This is a genomic window from Pantoea sp. 9140 (assembly GCF_000745295.1).
In the GTDB taxonomy this organism is placed as follows: Bacteria; Pseudomonadota; Gammaproteobacteria; order Enterobacterales; family Enterobacteriaceae; genus Pantoea; species Pantoea vagans.
Window position 1 is genome coordinate 909,103 of the sequence record NZ_JQNO01000001.1, and the last position, 19,520, is coordinate 928,622.

A 19,520-nucleotide genomic window follows, 5' to 3' on the forward strand; every position below is an offset into this window, starting at 1 on the left:
GTGGAGAGTGAGCCTGCTCAGGGAACACGGACAGATCGGAAAGACGCTCAAGCCAGTCCCTGGTCGCTCTGCCCGCGCCATCCCTGGCGCGGGACGCTTTCCTCTTCTGACCCTGTTCCCTGCGCGTCGAGCTAGTTTATTGCTGCCAGACTTAGACGGATTTGAGTATGTGATTAGTCTGGTACGTGCTGACATCCAGGCTTTTACTCTGGCAGTTAAACATGACGCGCAGCATTGCCGGGCGCAGCCCAATAAAAAAGGCCAGACTTTCGTCTGGCCTTTTTGCATGTCAGCGAGAAATTACTTCGCTTTACCCTGATTCGCAACGGCGGCGGCTTTCGCAGCAATCTCGTCCTGGTCGCCCAGGTAGTAGCGTTTCAGCGGTTTGAAGTTTTCATCGAACTCATACACCAGCGGAACGCCGGTAGGGATGTTCAGCTCGAGAATTTCATCTTCGCTCAGGTTATCCAGATATTTCACCAGCGCACGCAGTGAGTTGCCGTGTGCGGCAATGATCACTTTCTCACCGCTTTTGATGCGCGGCAGAATGGTGTCATTCCAGTAAGGGATAACGCGGTCGATGGTCAGCGCCAGGCTTTCGGTCGTTGGCAGCTGCTCCGGGGTCAGTTTCGCGTAACGCGGGTCATGGCCCGGGAAGCGCTCATCTGAACGATCCAGCTCTGGTGGGGTAACGGCAAAGCCGCGACGCCACTGCTTAACCTGCTCGTCGCCATATTTGGCAGCAGTTTCCGCTTTGTCCAGACCCTGCAGCGCACCGTAGTGACGCTCGTTCAGACGCCAGGTTTTCTCAACCGGCAGCCAGGCCTGATCCAGCTCATCCAGCACATTCCACAGCGTATGAATCGCACGCTTCAGTACGGAGGTGTAAGCGAAATCAAAAACAAAGCCCTCTTTCTTCAGCAGCTGACCTGCTGATTTGGCTTCGCCACGACCTTTCTCAGAAAGGTCAACATCATACCAACCGGTAAAGCGGTTTTCGTTGTTCCACTGGCTTTCGCCGTGTCGCACCAGAACCAGCTTAGTTACAGCCATAGCTTAACTCCTTAATACTGTGATGTTTCTGTGAGATTGGAAACCTGCTGCTGCCCGCCTGAAACACGAGCTGATTGCGCCATACCATAACGGAAAAGCGGGCAGCGCGTAAGCCTGTGTGTGACGCACTGCGCGTTTTTCAGCCGGAGGCTCAGCGTGGCGTGAAGCGATACCGCGTCACGGATTCCCAGCGATCTCCCGGCTGCAGCCAGCAATCCGGCTGAGGCCACTCAGCATGATTAGGCGAATCCGGTAAAAATTCACTCTCCAGCGCAATGCCCTGGAATGCAGTATAGCTCGCCTGCTCACGGGCACGCGTACCGGCCAGGTAGTTGCCGGTGTAGAACTGCAGTGCCGGTGCCGAGGTGGTCACGCTGAGCTGTAACCTGCCATCTTCTGACCAGAGTTCCGCCGCAGGCTGACTATCGTCGCCTGCACTGTTGAGCAGAAACGCATGGTCATAACCCTTCACCGCCCGCTGATCGTCGTCTGTCAGAAAATCCTGCGCCACGACTTTGGCGTTGCGGAAATCGAAACTGGTATCGGCGACGGCTTTCAGCGGGGCATTCGGAATCCCTTCGCTGTCGACCGGCAGATACTGGTCGGCGTGCAGTTGTAAGCGATGCTGGCGTGCGTCGCCATGATGCGCATCAAGGTTAAAGTAGGCATGGTTAGTCAGATTGACCGGGCAGGGCTGGTCGCAGCGCGCTTCATAGCGGATGCTCAGGCAGTTCTGGTCATCCAGCTGATAGTGCAGGTCGGCAATCAGATTGCCCGGATAGCCTTGATCGCCATCCGGCGAATCGATGCGGTAATGCACCTCGCTGTCGGACTGGCTGACAATCTGCCAGCGGCGTTTATCAAAGCCTTCCGGCCCGCCATGCAGCTGATGGGCACCCTGGTTTGGCACCAGCTGGCGGTTCAGCTTATTGAGCTTTGCTCCGGCGATGCGGTTGGCGTAACGGCCCACCGTGGCACCCAGATAGGCATCCTGATGCAGATAGTCAGAGGGTGTGGCGCAGCCGAGCAGCGCTTCACGCACGGTGCCATCCTGCATCGGGATGCGGGCAGAAAGCCAGGTTGCGCCCCAGTCCATAAAGGTCGCCAGCATGCCGTTGGCATTGCGCAGTACCGTTATGCGCCACGGCTGACCGTCGGGCGCATGGGAGTTGACGTCATTCAGCATTGGCCCGCTCCTTCAGAGGCTTTGCAGACGTAGAAGGTCTCTTTGATGCCAGTCGCGGCTTCATACTGCTCAGCAACGGCGGCTTTCACCTGATCGACGAGATCCAGTGGCATGAGTGCCACGATGCAGCCACCAAAGCCGCCGCCGGTCATACGCACGCCGCCGCGTTCACCGATCTGCGCTTTCACGATCTCAACCAGCGTATCGATCGGCGGCACGGTGATCCCGAAGTCGTCACGCATCGAGGCGTGTGATTCGGCCATCAGCTGGCCCATACGGGTCAGGTCGCCCTGAGTCAGCGCATCGGCCGCTTCCAGCGTACGGGCGTTCTCGGTCAGGACGTGACGCACGCGTTTTGCCACCTGCGGGTCGAGCTGCGCCTGCGCCGCTTCAAACTCGGTCAGTTCAACGTCACGCAGCGCCTTCTTGCTGAAGAAACGCGCGCCCGCTTCACACTGCTCGCGGCGGGTATTGTATTCGCTGCCGACCAGGCTGCGACGGAAGTTGGAGTTGATGATCACCACCGCAATATCTTCCGGCATCGACACCGGACGCGTGCCCAGCGTGCGGCAGTCGAGCAGCATGGCGTGATCTTTCTGCCCCAGTGCGGAAATCAGCTGGTCCATGATACCGCAGTTACAGCCAACAAACTGGTTCTCCGCTTCCTGACCATTCACCGCGATGGCTGCGCCATCCAGCGGCAGGTTATAAAGCTGCTGCACCACGGTGCCAACCGCGACTTCCAGCGAGGCGGATGAACTGAGGCCCGCACCCTGCGGCACGTTGCCGCTGATCACCATATCGATGCCGCCGAAATCAGCATGACGCTGCTGCAGATGTTTCACCACGCCGCGCACATAGTTAGCCCACATTGGTTCCTGCACGCTGACGATCTCTTCGTCCAGCGAGAAGGTGTCCTGCGCATTCTCATAATCAGCCGCGACCACGCGAATCTGGCGATCGTCACGGCGGGCGCAGGCGATCACCGTCTGGTAATCGATGGCGCACGGCAGCACGAAGCCGTCGTTATAGTCGGTGTGCTCGCCAATCAGGTTAACGCGGCCCGGCGCCTGAATGGTGTGGGTGGCGGCGTAACCGAAGGTGTCAGAGAAAAGCTGCTGCGTGATGGTTTTTAAGCTCATTGTTGTGCCTCACGGAAGTGAACGTCGCTGACAGAACGCAGACGTTCCGCCGCCTGTTCCGCCGTTAAATCGCGTTGGGTTTCGGCCAGCATTTCATAGCCAACCATAAATTTACGTACCGTTGCTGAGCGCAGCAGCGGCGGATAGAAGTGCGCATGCAACTGCCAGTGATCGTTGGCTTCGCCGTTAAAAGGCGCGCCGTGCCAGCCCATGGAGTAGGGGAAGGAGCACTGGAACAGGTTGTCGTAGCGGCTGGTCAGCAGCTTGATGGCTTTCGCCAGATCGGCACTCTGCGCTTCACTGAGATCGGTTAGCTGTTTAACGTGCGCTTTCGGCAGCATCAGGGTTTCAAACGGCCAGGCGGCCCACCACGGCACGACGGCCAGCCAGTGTTCGGTTTCCACCACGGTGCGGCTGCCATCCTGCTGCTCACGTGCCAGATAATCGACCAGCATCGGCGAGCCATGTTTAGCGAAATAGTCGCGCTGATGATCATCTTCGCGCTGCGCTTCATTCGGCAGGAAGCTGTTAGCCCAGATCTGACCGTGCGGATGCGGGTTAGAGCAGCCCATCGCCGCGCCTTTGTTCTCAAACACCTGCACCCACGGATAGTGCTGACCCAGATCGGCGGTCTGCGCCTGCCAGGTGCGCACCACTTCTTCCAGCGCGCTCAGTGACATCTCCGGCAGAGTTTTGCTGTGATCGGGCGAGAAGCAGATGACCCGACTGGTGCCGCGTGCGCTTTCACAGCGCATCAGGATATCGTCGCTCTCGGGCGCGTCAGGCGTGTCGGTCATCAGTGCAGCAAAGTCATTGGTAAAGACGTACGTGCCAGCATAGTCCGGGTTTTTGTCGCCGGTGATGCGGGTATTTCCGGCACACAGGAAGCAGTCCGGATCGTGCGACGGTAAGGTATTAACCGCCGGTGTTTCCTGCGCGCCCTGCCACGGACGTTTGGCCCGATGAGGTGAAACGAGAATCCATTGATCAATCAGTGGATTGTAACGGCGATGCGGGTGATCGACCGGGTTGAATTTTTCCATGTGAGATCCTGGTAAGCGTCAAAAGCCAGAGAGGCATCAGTAAAAAGTAGCACATCAGCGCGCCTGAAAGCGTGATCAAGTCTGGATAAATGGTATCGTTTACACAAGCTGAATATTCTTATTTCGTGGCATTGTATGCGGTAATGCGGCGTCGAAGGCAGGCAGGAATGGTAGCGATTACACAGATGTGTTTTTAAAACGCCGCGATGGCGGCGTTGAGGGGCGTTGTTAACGCGTTAGCGCAGCGTTTCCTGCTGAAAAGCGTAGCCGCCATCATCGGGAACAAAGCTCAGGCGATGCGTGATACAGGCGGGGGCATCTTCGGCATGGTGCGATACAAACAGCAGCTGAGTGCGTCCCTCGCCAATCAGCACGTCGACGAAGCGCCGTACCAGCTGACGGTTAATCGGGTCGAGGCCCTGGAGTGGCTCGTCCAGAATCAGCAGCGTCGGATGCTTAACCAGCGCGCGGGCAATCAGCACCAGCCGCTGTTGTCCCCATGAGAGCGAGTGGAACGGCGCATCGCCCAGCCGGTTATCCATTCCCAGCAGTGTCAGCCACTGTTGTGCCAGCGCTTTCTGCCGATCGGACGCCGCCTGATACAGACCGATGGAGTCGAAGAAACCCGACAGGATCACCGTCCGCACATTGGTGCTGACGCGATAATCGAGGTGCAGGCTGCTGCTGACATAGCCAATATGCTGTTTGATATCCCAGATGGTTTCGCCACTGCCGCGACGACGGCCAAACAGGGTGAGATCATTGCTGTAGCCCTGCGGATGATCGCCGGTTACCAGACTCAGCAGCGTCGATTTTCCGGCGCCGTTCGGACCGACAATCTGCCAGTGCTCGCCCACGTTAACTTGCCAGTTCAGCCCCTGAATCACCGGCTTATCATTGTAGGAGACGGTGCCGTTGCGCAGGATAACGCGCGGGGCATCATCCGCCAGTGAAGGCAGCTGATCCGGCACATCCGCTTCGGGCAGCGCCATACCCATCAGCTGCTCACTGTGTGCCAGCTGTGCCACCAGCGCTTCCGTTAAGATCGTCTGGCGCGGGCCACTGTGCGTGAGCGTGCACTCCGCCAGCACACCCACCTGCTGAACGAAATCGGGAATATCGTCAAAGCGATTAAGCACCAGCACCAGCGTAAACGCCGGATGCTGCAGATTGCGTAACGTGTCGGTCAGGCTGGCACGCGACGCCACATCCAGTCCGTCAAACGGCTCATCTAAGATCAGCAAATCTGGCTGGTTCATCAGGGCCTGGCAAAGCAGGGTTTTGCGGGTTTCGCCGGTTGAGAGATATTTGAAGCGGCGTGACAACAGCGGTTCGATGCCAAACTGCTGTGCCAGTTGTTTGCAACGTTCCGGCTGCTGCACTTCCGCCTGAATCACCTCTGCCACGATCAGCCCGGTATCCTCTTCGCCTTCGCTGAGCATATCGGTGTTGTTGCGCTGCCACTCCTGCGCCACCAGCGTCTGTAACTGCTCCAGCGACAGACGGACCGGCCTTGTGAAATCGCTGCTGACTGAACCCGCAAGCGGCGGCAGTTCACCGGAGAGTGCGCGCGCCAGTGAGGATTTACCGCTGCCGTTTGCACCGACAAAGGCCCAGCTTTCGCCGCGCTGAAGTTCCACCTGATTCAGCGTCAGTATCCGGGTATCGCTAAGTTGAAACGTGCCTTGCAAAATATGCAATGAAGCCATGATCTGTTCCATTTTCTGCATCGTGTCACTGAGTTGTAATCATTGGCTGTAATGATGTCAAATCAGCTGCTAGAGCAGGGTGGCGACGATGGCGTTCTCCGCATTGAAACTGGCGATCACCGCGTCGCCGGGCTGCAGCTTCAGCTGCTGTAGCTGTTCATTAGTAAGAGTGGCACACAGGGTTTCGCCACTGGCGAGCTGCATCAGCACCTCACTCATCTGCTCACCCGGTTCGATGGCAGTGACGGTGGCGGCCAGCTGATTGTCTTCCTCTGCGGCGTCACGACTGATGCGGATCCACGGCGCTTTGATCAGCACCAGCACCTCTTTACCCGCCGCCAGCTGCAGACGATCGGCGCTGCGCTGGGTCAGCGCCACATTGAGCTGAGTGACGCCATCAGCCAGCTGAATCAGCAGATGCTGAACCACCTGCTGCGCATCGTTGCTGACCACGGTGCCGAACAGCTGGTTGCGGGCGCTGGTCTGCAGTGAGAAGCGGGCGATGGCCGCCAGCAGGCTGTCGAGCGGCAGCGTATCCTTCTGCAGCGCATCGAAAGCTTTCTGCTGGATCTGCTCCATCAGATGAAACAGCTGAAGAAGGCGTTCACCGTAGCGGGTCAGCGTGGCACCGCCGCCGCCTTTGCCGCCGGTTGCCCGCGCCACCAGCGTTTCATCCGCCATCTGGTTCATCTCATTAATCGCATCCCAGGCACTTTTGTAACTGATACCAGCCAGTTTCGCCCCCTGACTGATCGATCCGGTCTGCTGGACGCGTTTCAGCAGCTCAATACGCCGCGGATCGGCAAACAGTTTCTGTTGTAAACGGATATGAAGGGATAGTTCAGCTTCCATGACAGCTCCGGCAAAGGGTTAAGGCGAAGGCCGATGATAGCGGCGTTTTATGACCAAAGTAAAAGCACGAAAAGGGCTGCGCAAAATTTTACTGACCCGTTACAATCACTTTTTTGTTAGCAGAGTGAGACTCTCCATGCTGGAATTACTGAAAAGCCTCGCCGTGGCCGTACTGATGGTCCCTGTGGTAATGGCGCTGATGCTGGGTATGATTTATGGCCTGGGTGAAGTGTTTAATATCTTCTCTAAAGTGGGTCATCGCGAAAAATCTTCAGCCCGTTCGCATAATTAATTTCTGCCACGCCCGCCATCCAGGCGGGCGTCGTCATTTTTGTCCCGCACCGATTCAACCTTCTCTGACGCCTGCCGATAATTTACTGAACCTCCCTGATATTGCGTTATATTATCCGCTACACAACGAATAGCCGGAGAGAATCATGTCATTTAATTACACCCGCTGGAGCGTCGCGGCGCTGGTTACCGTGTCGCTGGCCGGACAGGCCGTGGCCGCCGATAACATTACCGTGTTTGCCGCGGCTTCTCTGACCAATGCAATGCAGGATATTGCCAGTCAGTATCAGAAGGAAAAGGGCGTAACGGTCGTCTCTTCGTTCGCCTCATCCTCCACGCTGGCGCGTCAGCTTGAACAGGGCGCGCCTGCCGACCTGTTTATCTCTGCCGATCAGCAGTGGATGGATGATGCCGTAGCGAAGAAAAGCGTGATAACCCGCACCCGCTACACCCTGCTGGGCAACGACCTGGTACTGATTGCGCCACGCAGTGCCGCAGCTAAAGCGGTGACGCTGGATCCGCAGACCGACTGGAAAACATTGCTGCACGGCGAACGTCTGGCGGTTGGCGATCCGGACCACGTTCCGGCGGGAATTTACGCCAAAGAAGCGCTGCAAAAACTGGGCGCCTGGGACGGCGTTGCGCCCGCGTTAGCGCCCGCTAATAATGTGCGGGCAGCGCTGGCGCTGGTCGAGCGTAACGAAACGCCTTATGGCATTGTCTACGGTTCGGACGCCGTCGCCAGCGACAAAGTGCAGGTGGTGGGGCGTTTTCCGGCAGACAGCCATAAACCGGTGGAATATCCGATGGCGATCGTAAACGATCACGACACGGCTACCGTTAAAGCCTTTTATGATTACCTGAAAGGGCCGCAGGCTGCGGCGATTTTCAAACATTACGGATTCACACCAACGAAATGATACTCAGCGATCCCGAATGGCAGGCAGTACTGCTTAGCCTCAAAGTCTCTGGCATAGCCGTGCTGGGCAGTCTGCCGTTTGGCATCCTGATGGCCTGGATTCTGGTGCGCTGCCGTTTCCCCGGCAAAGCGCTGCTCGACAGCCTGATTCACCTGCCGCTGGTGCTGCCGCCGGTAGTGGTGGGGTATCTGCTGCTGGTTAGCCTGGGACGACGCGGGATCATTGGTGAAAAGCTGTTTGACTGGTTTGGTTTCAGCTTTGCGTTCAGCTGGCGCGGTGCGGCACTGGCGTCTGCCGTCATCGCCTTTCCACTGATGGTACGCGCCATCCGGCTGGCGCTGGAAGCGGTGGATAGCCGGCTGGAGCAGGCAGCGCGTACGCTGGGTGCCGGACGCTGGCGGGTCTTTTTCACCATTACACTGCCGCTGACGTTGCCGGGTGTGATCGCCGGAACGGTACTGGCGTTTGCCCGATCGCTGGGCGAATTTGGCGCCACGATCACGTTCGTTTCCAATATTCCCGGTGAAACGCGCACGCTTCCGCTGGCGATGTTTACCCTGATCGAAACGCCCGGTGCAGAGGGTGCGGCGGCGCGACTCTGCGTGATCGCTATCGTGCTGGCACTGGGTTCACTGCTGGCGTCGGAATGGCTGGCACGGGCAGGCCGTAAGCGGATGGGAAGCTGATGCTATCACTCAACTTTATGCAGCAGCAGGGCGATCATCAGCTTGAGGTCGATCTGCAGATCCCGGCCAAAGGGATCACCGCCATTTTCGGTGTTTCCGGTGCCGGTAAAACCTCACTCATCAACGCCATCAGCGGACTGACTCAGCCGCAGCGCGGGCGAATTGAGCTTAACGATCGCCTGCTGTTTGATGCAGAGCAGAAGATTGCGCTGCCGCCGGAAAAACGCCGCATCGGTTATGTGTTTCAGGATGCTCGGCTGTTCCCGCACTACCGGGTCCGGGGCAACCTGCAATATGGTATGGCGCCGTCAATGAAAGCGCAGTTCGACAGTCTGGCCTCGCTGCTGGGGCTGGAGGCGCTGCTGTCGCGCTTTCCGCTGTCGCTGTCGGGCGGTGAAAAGCAGCGGGTCGCGATTGGCCGGGCGCTGCTGACCGCACCGGATATGCTGCTGCTGGATGAGCCGCTGGCGTCGCTGGATCTGCCGCGCAAACGTGAACTGATGCCTTATCTGCAAAAGCTGGCGAAGCAGGTCGATATTCCGATGCTCTACGTCTCGCACAGTCTGGATGAAATCCTGCATCTGGCTGATAACGTGCTGGTACTGGATGCGGGCAAGGTTAAAGCCTTTGGTCCGCTGGAGCGGGTCTGGAGCAGCAGCGCGATGCGGCCGTGGCTGCCGGTGAGCGAACTGACCAGTGTGCTGCGGGTGCAGGTGCTGGAGCAGCATCCCGACTATCCGATGACCGCGCTGTCGCTGGGCGATCAGCACATCTGGGTCAGCCGGGTGAATCAGCCGGTGAAAACGCCACTGCGTATTCGCATCGCCTCATCCGATGTTTCGCTGGCGCTGCAACTGCCGCAGCATACCTCCATCCGCAACATTTTACCGGCACAGGTCGTTGAGCTGCTGGAGGTCGGAGACCAGGTGGAGGTGAAGCTGCGTATCGGCATCAGCGAACTCTGGGCGCGCATCACGCCGTGGGCGCGCGATGAACTGGGCATCCGGCCCGAACAGTGGCTCTATGCCCAGATTAAAAGCGTCTCCGTGACGCCCTGATTACAGGACGAACTGACGGAGAGTATCGGCAATACCGGTTTCAAGGTTAGTGCCGATCACCTTTTTCGCCCGTGCTTTGATCGCCTCGTCGGCATTGCCCATCGCCACGCCCAGTCCGGCCGTTTCCAGCATGCTGAGATCGTTGTAGTTATCACCAAACGCGATCACATCGGACATGCTCAGCCCCAGCGATTCAACCCACTGCGCCAGCCGTTTGCCTTTGCTGTTGCCGCCTTTGGCGATGTCCACCTGATCGTGCCATGACCATTCGCAGGCCAGCCCCAGCTCCGCCTCCACCGCAGTGGCGAACTGTTGCAGCTCCTGATGATTGTCGTGCGACAGGGCAAACTTCCAGATCGAACCGGCGTCACGTGCCGCCTGGGCTAAATCAGGCACCTGACGGAACAGCGGACGCTGATGCTCAGGCAGCGATTCGGCCCATTTCAGCGTGCGCATCACGTGACCGGTCGGCGTCTGATAGAGCATCGCATCATCCACGTAAAGCAAGCCGTGAATCTGCTGCTGATCCAGCCTCTCAATGACCTGTAACGCCAGCTGCGGGTCGAGAGGATCAGATGCCAGCACCTTTTTCGCCTGGTAATCATACAAATAGGTGCCATTACAGCAGATTGCGGGTGTATCCAGTTGTAGTGCCTGATAAAAAGGGTGGATAGCGCAGTGATGGCGTCCGGTCACAATAGCGACATGAACACCCGCCTGGCGGGCCTGGTTCAGTGCGTCAATTGACTGCGGCAGAATCGTTTTGGCTGGAGTCAGCAGCGTGCCGTCGAGGTCGAGGGCAATTACCCGGTAGCTCATTCATCCTCTCGTTTTTTCAGGTTTGCAGAGGCTGAAGTCTACACCTGTCCACGGTCCGGAGACAAAAAACAGGGCACAAATGATTCCAGCGCAGGCCAATAAAACACGCTACAGTGATTCACAGATCATGATCAGGCAGCAAAAAAGGAGAATGCATGAAACAGGTTGTTTACACCGCCAGTCCCGAGAGCCAGCAGATTCACGTCTGGCAGATGAATGATGAGGGTGCGCTGACGTTGCTTCAGGTGATTGATGTCGCCGGTCAGGTTCAGCCGATGGTGGTGAGTCCGAAACGCGATTTTCTCTATGTCGGCGTGCGTCCCAATTTTCGCGTGCTGGCGTTCCAGATTGCCGCCGATGGCACGCTGACCGAAGCCGGTCAGGCACCGCTGCCGGGCAGTCCGACCCACATTTCCACCGATCGCGAGGGTCGGTTCCTGTTCTGCGGTTCCTACAATGATGCCTGCGTCAGCGTCAGCCCGATTGGCGATGATGGCATTCCGCAGGCCCCGCTACAGGTGATCAACGGCCTGGATGGCTGTCACTCGGCCAATATCGATACCGATAACAAGACACTCTACGTACCGGCACTGAAGCAGGACCGTATCTGTCTGTTTGCGCTGGGCGCAGACGGTCAGCTGACGCCGCGCAAACAGGCGCAGGTCACGACGGTAGAGGGCGCAGGTCCGCGTCATATGCAGTTCCATCCGGGCGGGCAGTTTGCTTACTGCGTCAACGAGCTCGACAGCACGGTTGATGTCTGGGCATTAAATACCGGTGAAGGCGAAGCAGAAAGCGTGCAGACGCTGGATATGATGCCGCCTGACTTCAGCGGTACGCGCTGGGCAGCCGATATTCATCTGACGCCGGATGGCCGTTTCCTCTACGCCTGCGATCGCACCAGCAGCACGCTGGCAATTTTCAGCGTCAGCGAACTGGGCGATGAACTGACGCTGGAAGGGTTCCAGCCGACGGAAACGCAGCCGCGCGGGTTCAATATCGATCACAGCGGACGTTTTCTGGTGGCGGCGGGACAGAAATCGCATCACATCGAAGTGTATGCGATTAGCGAACCGAAGGGGCTGTTACAGCCGCTGGGACGTTATGCGGTAGGGCAGGGCCCGATGTGGGTGGTGATTCATCAGCTGCAGGCGTAACGCATCCTGAAAAACGCCTCTCCTGAGCGGGAGAGGCATTCAGACGATTGAAAAACTCAAATCAGGGTGCATCGGACAGCGATGGATTAGCTCAACACGCAGGGAATACAGTCAGAGGAGGAAAGCGTCCCGCGCCATGGACAAAAACGCCGGGAGCGTTTTTGAACAACGCAAAGCGTTGGCCCATTTACGGGCGCACCTCAGGGATGAGGTGCGTAATCACGCGGGCCGAGCGAGCCAGGGATTGGCGTAAGCGACTTTCCGATTTGACCGAATTTCCTGCGCTGGCTCGGTCTCACAGCTAACCGGGACAGACTTTTAAGTACATCTCTCCCGGGCGGGAAAGATATACTGAATTACTGATAATTCACGGTCAGCGAGGCGCTCGCCAGGGCGTGGAAATGCACATTAAAGCCGACCATTGCGCCACTGGCGCCTTCATCCACCTCAATCGTCTCCACATCCAGCGCATGCACGGTGAAAATGTAGCGATGGGTTTCGCCCTGTGGCGGTGCCGCGCCACCATAGCCCGCCTGACCGAAATCGGTGCGGGTCTGGATTGCGCCTGCTGGCAGTGACGCTTTGCCGGAACCGGCACCCTGCGGCAGTGACGTGGTGCTGGCCGGAATATTCGCCACGACCCAGTGCCACCAGCCGGAACCCGTCGGCGCATCAGGATCGTAGCAGGTCACCACAAAACTTTTGGTGCCTTCCGGTGCTGCTTCCCAGGCAAGATGGGGAGAAATATTCTCGCCCTGATAACCCATGCCGTTGAAAACATGCTTTTCTGGCATCTTCTCGCCGTCATTAAAATCCTGACTAAAAACGCGCATCACATCTCCTTAACTGTCGATGAATAGCCTTTCATCATAACCAAAAGCGCCACCAGTGCCAGTGGTCAGCCCGCTTCAGGCGGCAAAATGTTGCAAATGTTCCAGCGCACTGCCAATCGCCTGCACCAGCTGACTCAGTGCCTGGGGCGTGATGATGTAGGGCGGCATCAGGTAGATCAGACGGCCAAAAGGCCGGATCCAGACGCCCTGTTCAACAAAGAACTGCTGCAGGGCCGCCATGTTGACCACCTGATGGGTTTCCACCACGCCAATCGCTCCCAGCACGCGCACATCGGCCACCTGTGGGGAACGGCGCAGCGGCAGCAGCTCAGCCCGCAGTTGCTGTTCGATTGCGGCCACCTGACGCTGCCAGTGACCTTCCGCCAGCATGCTCAGGCTCTCCGCCGCCACTGCGCAGGCCAGCGGATTCCCCATAAAAGTCGGGCCATGCATAAAACAGCCTGCCGCGCTGCGGCTGATGGTGTCGGCGACGTCGCGGGTGGTCAGGGTCGCTGCCAGCGTCATCATGCCGCCGGTCAGCGCTTTGCCGACGCAGAGAATATCCGGGGTAATGCCTGCATGTTCACAGGCAAAGAGCTTGCCGGTGCGGCCAAAGCCGGTAGCGATCTCATCCGCTATCAGCAGCACGCCATAGCGGTCGCACGCTTCCCGGACCTGCTGCAGATAGCGCGGATGATAGAAACGCATCCCGCCCGCACCCTGCACAATCGGCTCCAGGATCACCGCTGCCAGCTGCCGGTGATGCTGTTCAATCAGCCGGGCAAAATCATCGAAGTCGCGTTCGTCCCATTTATCATCAAAGCCGCAGGCCGGGGCTGCCGCAAAGTGATGTTCGGGCAGGTAGCCGCGCCACAGGCTGTGCATCGAGTTATCGGGATCGCACACCGACATCGCGGCAAAGGTATCACCATGATAGCCGCGCTTCAGTGTCAGGAACTGCTGGCGCGTCTCACCGCGGCCCAGCCAGTACTGCAGCGCCATTTTCATCGACACTTCCACGGCCACCGAGCCGGAATCGGCCAGGAAGACGCACTCCAGCGCCTCGGGCGTCATCGCCACCAGCTGACGGCAGAGCGCCACTGCTGCCGGATGGGTAATGCCACCAAACATCACGTGCGACATCTGCGTGACCTGCTCCGTTAGCGCCCGGTTCAGTCGCGGGTGGTTGTAACCATGAATCGCCGCCCACCACGATGACATTCCATCCACCAGCTCACGGCCATCGGCCAGCTGCAGCTGAAAACCCTGCGCGGCGACGACCGGGTAGCAGGGCAGCGGATCCTGCATGGAAGTGTAGGGATGCCAGATATGCTGGCGATCAAAACGGGCATCATCGGAGGAGAAAACGGGGGTAGTCATCGGAGTTGTAAACCAAAATAAAAAAATATAGTTTACAAGTATACCCCTGCTTTCTGTCGGGATGACACCCTTTTCTGGAGTACGTAATGGCTCAACGCTGGACAATTGCACAGGCGCAAGCACTGTTTGATCAACCTTTTCTTGAACTGATGTTTAAAGCGCAGCAGGTGCATCGTCAGCACTTCGACCCGCGCCAGGTGCAGGTCAGTACCCTGCTGTCGATCAAAACCGGGGCCTGCCCGGAAGATTGCAAATATTGCCCGCAGAGCGCGCGCTACAAGACCGGCCTGGAGTCGGAACGTCTGATGGAAGTGGAGGAGGTACTGACCTCCGCGCGTCAGGCCAAAGCCGCCGGTTCGACCCGTTTCTGCATGGGTGCCGCGTGGAAAAACCCGCACGAGCGCGATATGCCCTACCTGGAAAAGATGGTCGAAGGCGTGAAGGCGATGGGAATGGAAACCTGCATGACGCTCGGCACGCTCAGCGATCAACAGGCGCAGCGGCTGGCGGGCGCGGGCCTCGATTACTACAACCATAACCTCGACACCTCACCGGAATTCTATGGTTCCATCATCACCACCCGCAGCTATCAGGAACGTCTGGATACGCTCGGCAAAGTGCGTGACGCCGGAATCAAAGTCTGTTCGGGCGGCATCGTCGGCCTGGGTGAAACCGTGAACGATCGCGCCGGTCTGCTGGTGCAGTTAGCCAATCTGCCGACGCCGCCGGAGAGCGTGCCGATCAACATGCTGGTCAAAGTCAAAGGCACGCCGCTGGCGGACAACGATGACGTAGAGCCGTTCGATTTTATCCGTACCATCGCGGTGGCGCGCATCATGATGCCGACCTCGCATGTGCGTCTCTCCGCGGGTCGTGAGCAGATGAGCGAGCAGACTCAGGCTATGTGCTTTATGGCCGGGGCGAACTCGATTTTCTACGGCTGCAAACTGCTGACCACGCCGAATCCGGAAGAGGATAAAGACCGCGTGCTGTTCCGCAAACTGGGGCTGAACCCGGAGCATACCCACACCCAACACGGCGATCAGCAGCAGGAAGAACACCTCAGCGAGCAGCTGTTCCATGCCGATACAGAACAGTTCTACAACGCGGCGCTGTAATGAGCTGGCAGCAACGACTTCAGCAGGGGCTGGCGCAGCGCCGTGCGGCCGATGGCTGGCGACAGCGTCGAATCATCGATCAGCAAGCCACCCGCACGTTAGAGAGCGGTGGCCGCCGCTATCTGCACTTCTCCAGCAATGACTATCTCGGTTTAAACCGCCATCCGGCGGTGATTGCGGGCTGGCAACAGGGTGCGGCGCTGGCGGGCGCGGGGGCGGGCGCCTCAGGTCACGTCACCGGTTATCACCGTCAGCACGCCGAACTTGAGGCGCAGCTGGCCGACTGGCTCGGCTATGACCGTGCGCTGCTGTTTATCTCCGGGTTCGCGGCCAATCAGGCGGTGATTCATCTGCTGGGCGAGAAAAACGATCGCATCCTGGCCGACAAACTCAGCCATGCCTCGCTGCTTGACGCCGCCAGCCACAGCCCGGCGCAGCTGCGCCGTTTCAGTCATAACGATCCGGAGAGCCTGACGGCACGGCTCGCGTCACCCTGTGAGGGGGAAACGCTGGTGGTGACCGAGGGGATTTTCAGCATGGATGGCGACAGCGCACCGCTGGCTGCGCTGGCGCAACAGACGCGTCAGGCACAGGGCTGGCTGCTGGTGGATGATGCGCACGGCATCGGCGTGGCAGGTGAGCAGGGGCGGGGCAGCTGCTGGCAGCAGGGCGTTAAGCCGGAACTGCTGGTGGTCACTTTTGGCAAAGCCTTTGGCGTCAGCGGTGCCGCGCTGCTGTGCGATGCGGATACCGCCGACTATTTCCTGCAGTTCAGCCGGCATCTGATCTATTCCACCGCCATGCCCGCTGCGCAGGCTGTGGCGCTACAGGCGGCACTGCGCGAAATTCAGCAGGGTGATGCGCTGCGCCAGCAGTTGCAGCAGAACATTGCGCATTTCCGGCGTGGCGCGGCCTCGCTGCCGTGGCAACTAATGGACTCAGCCAGCGCGATCCAGCCGCTGCTGATCGGTGAAAATGGCGATGCGATGGCGCTCTCGGCGCGGCTGGCGGAGGCGGGTTGCTGGGTCAGTGCGATTAGGCCACCTACCGTGCCGCCGGGAACGGCCCGGCTGCGCATTACCCTGACGGCGGCACATCACCCGGAAGATATTGATCGGTTACTGGAGGCGCTGCATGACGCTGCGGGTTGATAAGCAGGCGGTTGCGCGAGCCTTTGGCCGGGCGGCCAGCCATTACGATGCCCATGCGGCACTGCAACGACTCAGCGGCGATGCGCTGCTGGCACGCGCACCGGCTCACAGCGGGCTGCAGCTGCTGGATGCCGGGTGTGGCACCGGCTGGTACAGCAGGCTGTGGCGCGAACGCGGCAAACAGGTCACGGCGCTGGATCTCTCACCGCAGATGCTGCAACAGGCGCGGGACAACGACGCGGCGCAGCGCTATCTGGTGGGCGACATCGACGCGCTGCCGCTGGCGGATAACAGTATCGACATGGTGTGGAGCAACCTGGCGGTGCAGTGGAGTGAGGATCTGCCCGGCGCGCTGCGCCAGTTCCGACGGGTGCTGCGGCCCGAGGGCACGCTGCTGTTTTCCACGCTGGGCGACGGCTCGCTGCAGGAGGTGCATGAAGCCTGGTCCCATCTGGATGCGTTACCCCATGCTAACCGCTTTCTTAGCGAGCCGCAGATTGCGGCGGCCTGCCACGCAGAGCAACTGATTTGCAGCGCGGAAAGGGTGACGCTGCATTTTCCCGATGCGCTCAGTGCCATGCGTTCGCTGAAAGGGATTGGCGCGACCCATCTGCATCAGGGTCGCGACGGGCAGATACTCACCCGACAACGGCTCAACCAGTTAGAGGCACACTGGCCGCGCGATCGGCACGGCTATCGCCTGAGTTACCATTTAATCTATGGAGTCACGCTTTCATGAAACGGCTTTTTATCACCGGCACCGACACCGAAGTCGGTAAAACGGTCGCCAGCGGCGCACTGTTGCAGGCAGCCGCCGCAGCGGGCTACCGCTGTGCGGGCTACAAGCCGGTTGCGTCAGGCTGTGAGATGACGCCTGAAGGCATTCGCAACAGTGATGCGCTGGCGCTGCAGCGCTTCAGCAACGTGCCGTTAAGCTATCAGCAGGTCAATCCGCTGGCGTTTATGGAGCCGACCTCGCCACACATCGTCAGCGCCGAAGAGGGCAGGCCGATCACCCATCTGGCACTGTCAGCGGGTCTGGCGGCGCTGGAGCCACTGGCGGACTGGATTCTGGTCGAGGGTGCGGGCGGCTGGTACACCCCGCTGTCAGAGACGCACACCTATGCGGACTGGGTGGTCAGCGAACAGCTGCCCGTGATTCTGGTGGTGGGAATTAAGCTCGGCTGCATCAACCACGCCATGCTCACCGCCGAGGCGGTGCGTGCGTGCGGCCTGCCACTGGTGGGCTGGATCGCCAACACCGTCGAACCTCCCGGCAAACGCTATCAGGAATATCTCACCAGCCTGAAGCAGCGACTGCCTGCGCCCTGTCTGGGCACCATTCCGTATCTCACCGATGCGGCACAGCAGGCCTCCTGTGGACAGTATCTGACGCTGCCAGAGTAAAGCCTGACCCAACGGGCTTTATGCTTTGTCAGTCTGAGCCTGTGCAGTGCTCACCAGCCTGAACGTCAGGTTGTTGCGCGCTGCCTGCAATCCTGACGCCTGCCGTGGCAGGGACTCAGCGTCAGGCCACCGTCAGCCACTTATCCAAGGTGTGGTCATCGAGCTGCTCCATGCTGCCCTGCGCCACATTACGGCCACGGTGCAGCAGCAGGAAATAGTCCGCCACCCGCCGAATCAGCGACAGGCGCTGCTCCAGCAGCAGGATGGTCAGCCCGTAGTCGAGGTTAAGCCGGCGGATCAGGTTGCCCATCTCCTCTTCCAGCCACGGCGACATCCCATCAGTCGGCTCATCCAGAATCAGCAGTTTGGGCTGCAGCACCAGCGCGCGCGCCAGGGCCAGCTGTTGCTGCTGATCGATGGGTAGATCGCCGCTGCGTTGCTGGCGCAGGGAGTAGAGTGCCGGGAACAAATCAAAGACCATTTCGGGAATGGCGCGATGACGATCGCGCTGGCTGGCACCCGCCAGCAGGGCAATCAGCAGGTTATCTTCCACACTCATCTGGGTAAAAATGTGGCGGCCCTGTGGCACATAGCCGATGCCCATCTGCGCCCGCTGTTCGGCCGGTTGCAGCAGCAAATCTTCCGGCGGCGAGCCATCCTCTTTCCAGGAAATGGTGCCGCTGTTAATCGGCAGTCTGCCCATGATGCAGTTGACCAGCGTGGTCTTGCCCATGCCAGGACGGCCCAGAATGCCGGTGCAGGTGCCAGGCGACAGATCCAGGTCCACATCCCACAGGATATGGTTCTGACCGTAAAATTGATTTACCGAACGTAGACTCAGCATCTGACACTCTCCTTCCCGATCATTAGCCTGATTGCTTCCGCTCTTTGTCGTCTGGCAAACAAGTCATCAGCAACGGCAGCCTCACCATTGCAGCACAGTGCGCGTAAAGCGCGGTGACGTTACTGACTCCTGCAATTCCCAGGCCAGATCTTAAAACGGCCCTGTTTCCTGCTGAAGTGCGCTGTATCAGGGAGAAAAGGTGAGAAAAACTTATCAATTACCCATGGTCATCACGCGCCTGCACTTTTACAGTGCCTGCGGGCGCTGTTTGTGGTGCAGACGTGCTGCGGTAACGCAGAATGTCTGATTAAGAATCTTAGTGGAATGATGAAAATTTGCGTGCCACGCCAGGCGACAGATTAAAAATGCAGAATAATCCGTCAGCAGCCGACGCGAAATTTAACGCAAAAAAAATTATTTTCAACGAGGCGGGACGGCAGGGAAAAATTATACACAGCTGATGGCGGCGGGGCTGCCATCACTTATCCACTATTCCTGTGGATAACCTTGTGCATTAGGTAATGAAAACCGGTTAGAAGCGAGGAAATACGCGGCCTGGTAACATAATGACGAGATTCTGGCCTTATTAGCTTAAACCAGTAAAATCAGCTGGTTATCAAAAAACAAGCCTGCGAATTTTCTGTCAGATAACCGAACTGTAATTTTGTGACGTTCTATTGACAAATGTTAAATCCGATCCCGGTCTGGGGATAACATTGCGCAACAGGTTTTGCGATATCACGTATCTGAAGCAGGCGGGCTAAGTCTTACCCTGATAGCATAAACCTTGCACGATTACTGTTTTTATATCCAGTATTATTTTCTGGCAAAATCACCATAGCAGAGTAAAATAAGTGGCTGCCCGCCGACT

Annotated in this window: 19 protein-coding genes; 9 read left to right on the plus strand and 10 right to left on the minus strand. The window is 58.6% G+C overall.

Annotation, left to right across the window (positions count from 1 at the left end; translation table 11 throughout):
* Window positions 1-300: 300 nt before the first annotated feature.
* The 6 genes from gpmA to modE form a co-directional block, all read right to left on the minus strand.
* The gene (gene gpmA, locus FA92_RS04315) at window positions 301-1,053 is read right to left on the minus strand and encodes a 2,3-diphosphoglycerate-dependent phosphoglycerate mutase (protein WP_003851893.1); all 753 of its coding nucleotides are present in this window, start codon (window positions 1,051-1,053) and stop codon (window positions 301-303) included.
* A gap of 151 nt (window positions 1,054-1,204) precedes the next feature.
* Window positions 1,205-2,239, minus strand: a complete 1,035-nt coding sequence (gene galM / locus FA92_RS04320; protein WP_013357167.1) for a galactose-1-epimerase — start codon at window positions 2,237-2,239, stop codon at window positions 1,205-1,207.
* Complete coding sequence (galK, locus tag FA92_RS04325; protein ID WP_033782356.1) at window positions 2,233-3,381, minus strand: galactokinase; 1,149 nt, start codon at window positions 3,379-3,381, stop codon at window positions 2,233-2,235. The genes galM and galK overlap by 7 nt, the downstream gene beginning before the upstream one ends.
* Window positions 3,378-4,424, minus strand: a complete 1,047-nt coding sequence (galT, locus tag FA92_RS04330; protein WP_013357169.1) for a galactose-1-phosphate uridylyltransferase — start codon at window positions 4,422-4,424, stop codon at window positions 3,378-3,380. The genes galK and galT overlap by 4 nt, the downstream gene beginning before the upstream one ends.
* Before the next feature lie 236 nt (window positions 4,425-4,660).
* Entirely contained in the window at window positions 4,661-6,133 is a 1,473-nt protein-coding gene (gene modF / locus FA92_RS04335; protein ID WP_033784532.1) for a molybdate ABC transporter ATP-binding protein ModF, read from the minus strand.
* A 69-nt stretch (window positions 6,134-6,202) separates the two neighbouring features.
* Window positions 6,203-6,985: a molybdenum-dependent transcriptional regulator gene (gene modE / locus FA92_RS04340; RefSeq protein ID WP_033782357.1), complete on the minus strand. Its 783-nt coding sequence runs from the start codon at window positions 6,983-6,985 to the stop codon at window positions 6,203-6,205.
* Between the two features lie 136 nt (window positions 6,986-7,121).
* Between modE and FA92_RS22465 the strand changes: the two genes are divergently transcribed.
* The 4 genes from FA92_RS22465 (at window position 7,122) to modC (ending at window position 9,940) form a co-directional block, all read left to right on the plus strand.
* Window positions 7,122-7,277, plus strand: a complete 156-nt coding sequence (locus FA92_RS22465) for an AcrZ family multidrug efflux pump-associated protein (protein ID WP_033731900.1) — start codon at window positions 7,122-7,124, stop codon at window positions 7,275-7,277.
* Between the two features lie 145 nt (window positions 7,278-7,422).
* On the plus strand, window positions 7,423-8,196 hold the full coding sequence (modA, locus tag FA92_RS04350) for a molybdate ABC transporter substrate-binding protein (RefSeq protein WP_033782358.1): 774 nt from the start codon (window positions 7,423-7,425) through the stop codon (window positions 8,194-8,196).
* On the plus strand, window positions 8,193-8,882 hold the full coding sequence (modB, locus tag FA92_RS04355) for a molybdate ABC transporter permease subunit (protein ID WP_013357173.1): 690 nt from the start codon (window positions 8,193-8,195) through the stop codon (window positions 8,880-8,882). The genes modA and modB overlap by 4 nt, the downstream gene beginning before the upstream one ends.
* Window positions 8,882-9,940: a molybdenum ABC transporter ATP-binding protein ModC gene (modC, locus tag FA92_RS04360; protein WP_033782359.1), complete on the plus strand. Its 1,059-nt coding sequence runs from the start codon at window positions 8,882-8,884 to the stop codon at window positions 9,938-9,940. Before modB ends, modC begins: the two co-directional genes overlap by 1 nt.
* On the opposite strand, the gene FA92_RS04365 is transcribed toward modC, so the two are convergent.
* Window positions 9,941-10,759: a pyridoxal phosphatase gene (locus FA92_RS04365; RefSeq protein ID WP_013357175.1), complete on the minus strand. Its 819-nt coding sequence runs from the start codon at window positions 10,757-10,759 to the stop codon at window positions 9,941-9,943.
* 155 nt (window positions 10,760-10,914) lie between these two features.
* Between FA92_RS04365 and pgl the strand changes: the two genes are divergently transcribed.
* On the plus strand, window positions 10,915-11,916 hold the full coding sequence (gene pgl / locus FA92_RS04370) for a 6-phosphogluconolactonase (protein WP_013357176.1): 1,002 nt from the start codon (window positions 10,915-10,917) through the stop codon (window positions 11,914-11,916).
* A gap of 356 nt (window positions 11,917-12,272) precedes the next feature.
* Here the strand turns inward: pgl and FA92_RS04375 are convergent, their stop codons facing one another.
* Window positions 12,273-12,749 (minus strand): kinase inhibitor, encoded by a 477-nt coding sequence (locus FA92_RS04375; RefSeq protein WP_013357177.1) that lies wholly within the window; start codon window positions 12,747-12,749, stop codon window positions 12,273-12,275.
* A 75-nt stretch (window positions 12,750-12,824) separates the two neighbouring features.
* Entirely contained in the window at window positions 12,825-14,129 is a 1,305-nt protein-coding gene (gene bioA / locus FA92_RS04380) for an adenosylmethionine--8-amino-7-oxononanoate transaminase (protein ID WP_033782360.1), read from the minus strand.
* An 86-nt stretch (window positions 14,130-14,215) separates the two neighbouring features.
* Between bioA and bioB the strand changes: the two genes are divergently transcribed.
* The 4 genes from bioB to bioD are packed head-to-tail and all read left to right on the plus strand — an operon-like array spanning window position 14,216 to window position 17,805.
* Window positions 14,216-15,247 (plus strand): biotin synthase BioB, encoded by a 1,032-nt coding sequence (bioB, locus tag FA92_RS04385; RefSeq protein ID WP_033782361.1) that lies wholly within the window; start codon window positions 14,216-14,218, stop codon window positions 15,245-15,247.
* Window positions 15,247-16,398, plus strand: a complete 1,152-nt coding sequence (gene bioF, locus FA92_RS04390; protein ID WP_033782362.1) for an 8-amino-7-oxononanoate synthase — start codon at window positions 15,247-15,249, stop codon at window positions 16,396-16,398. The genes bioB and bioF overlap by 1 nt, the downstream gene beginning before the upstream one ends.
* Window positions 16,382-17,137, plus strand: coding sequence for a malonyl-ACP O-methyltransferase BioC (bioC, locus tag FA92_RS04395; protein ID WP_033782363.1), 756 nt, complete (start codon window positions 16,382-16,384; stop codon window positions 17,135-17,137). Before bioF ends, bioC begins: the two co-directional genes overlap by 17 nt.
* Window positions 17,134-17,805, plus strand: a complete 672-nt coding sequence (gene bioD / locus FA92_RS04400) for a dethiobiotin synthase (protein WP_033782365.1) — start codon at window positions 17,134-17,136, stop codon at window positions 17,803-17,805. The genes bioC and bioD overlap by 4 nt, the downstream gene beginning before the upstream one ends.
* Window positions 17,806-17,926: 121 nt before the next feature.
* Here the strand turns inward: bioD and FA92_RS04405 are convergent, their stop codons facing one another.
* Window positions 17,927-18,649 (minus strand): ATP-binding cassette domain-containing protein, encoded by a 723-nt coding sequence (locus tag FA92_RS04405; protein WP_033782367.1) that lies wholly within the window; start codon window positions 18,647-18,649, stop codon window positions 17,927-17,929.
* Between the last annotated feature and the right edge of the window lie 871 nt (window positions 18,650-19,520).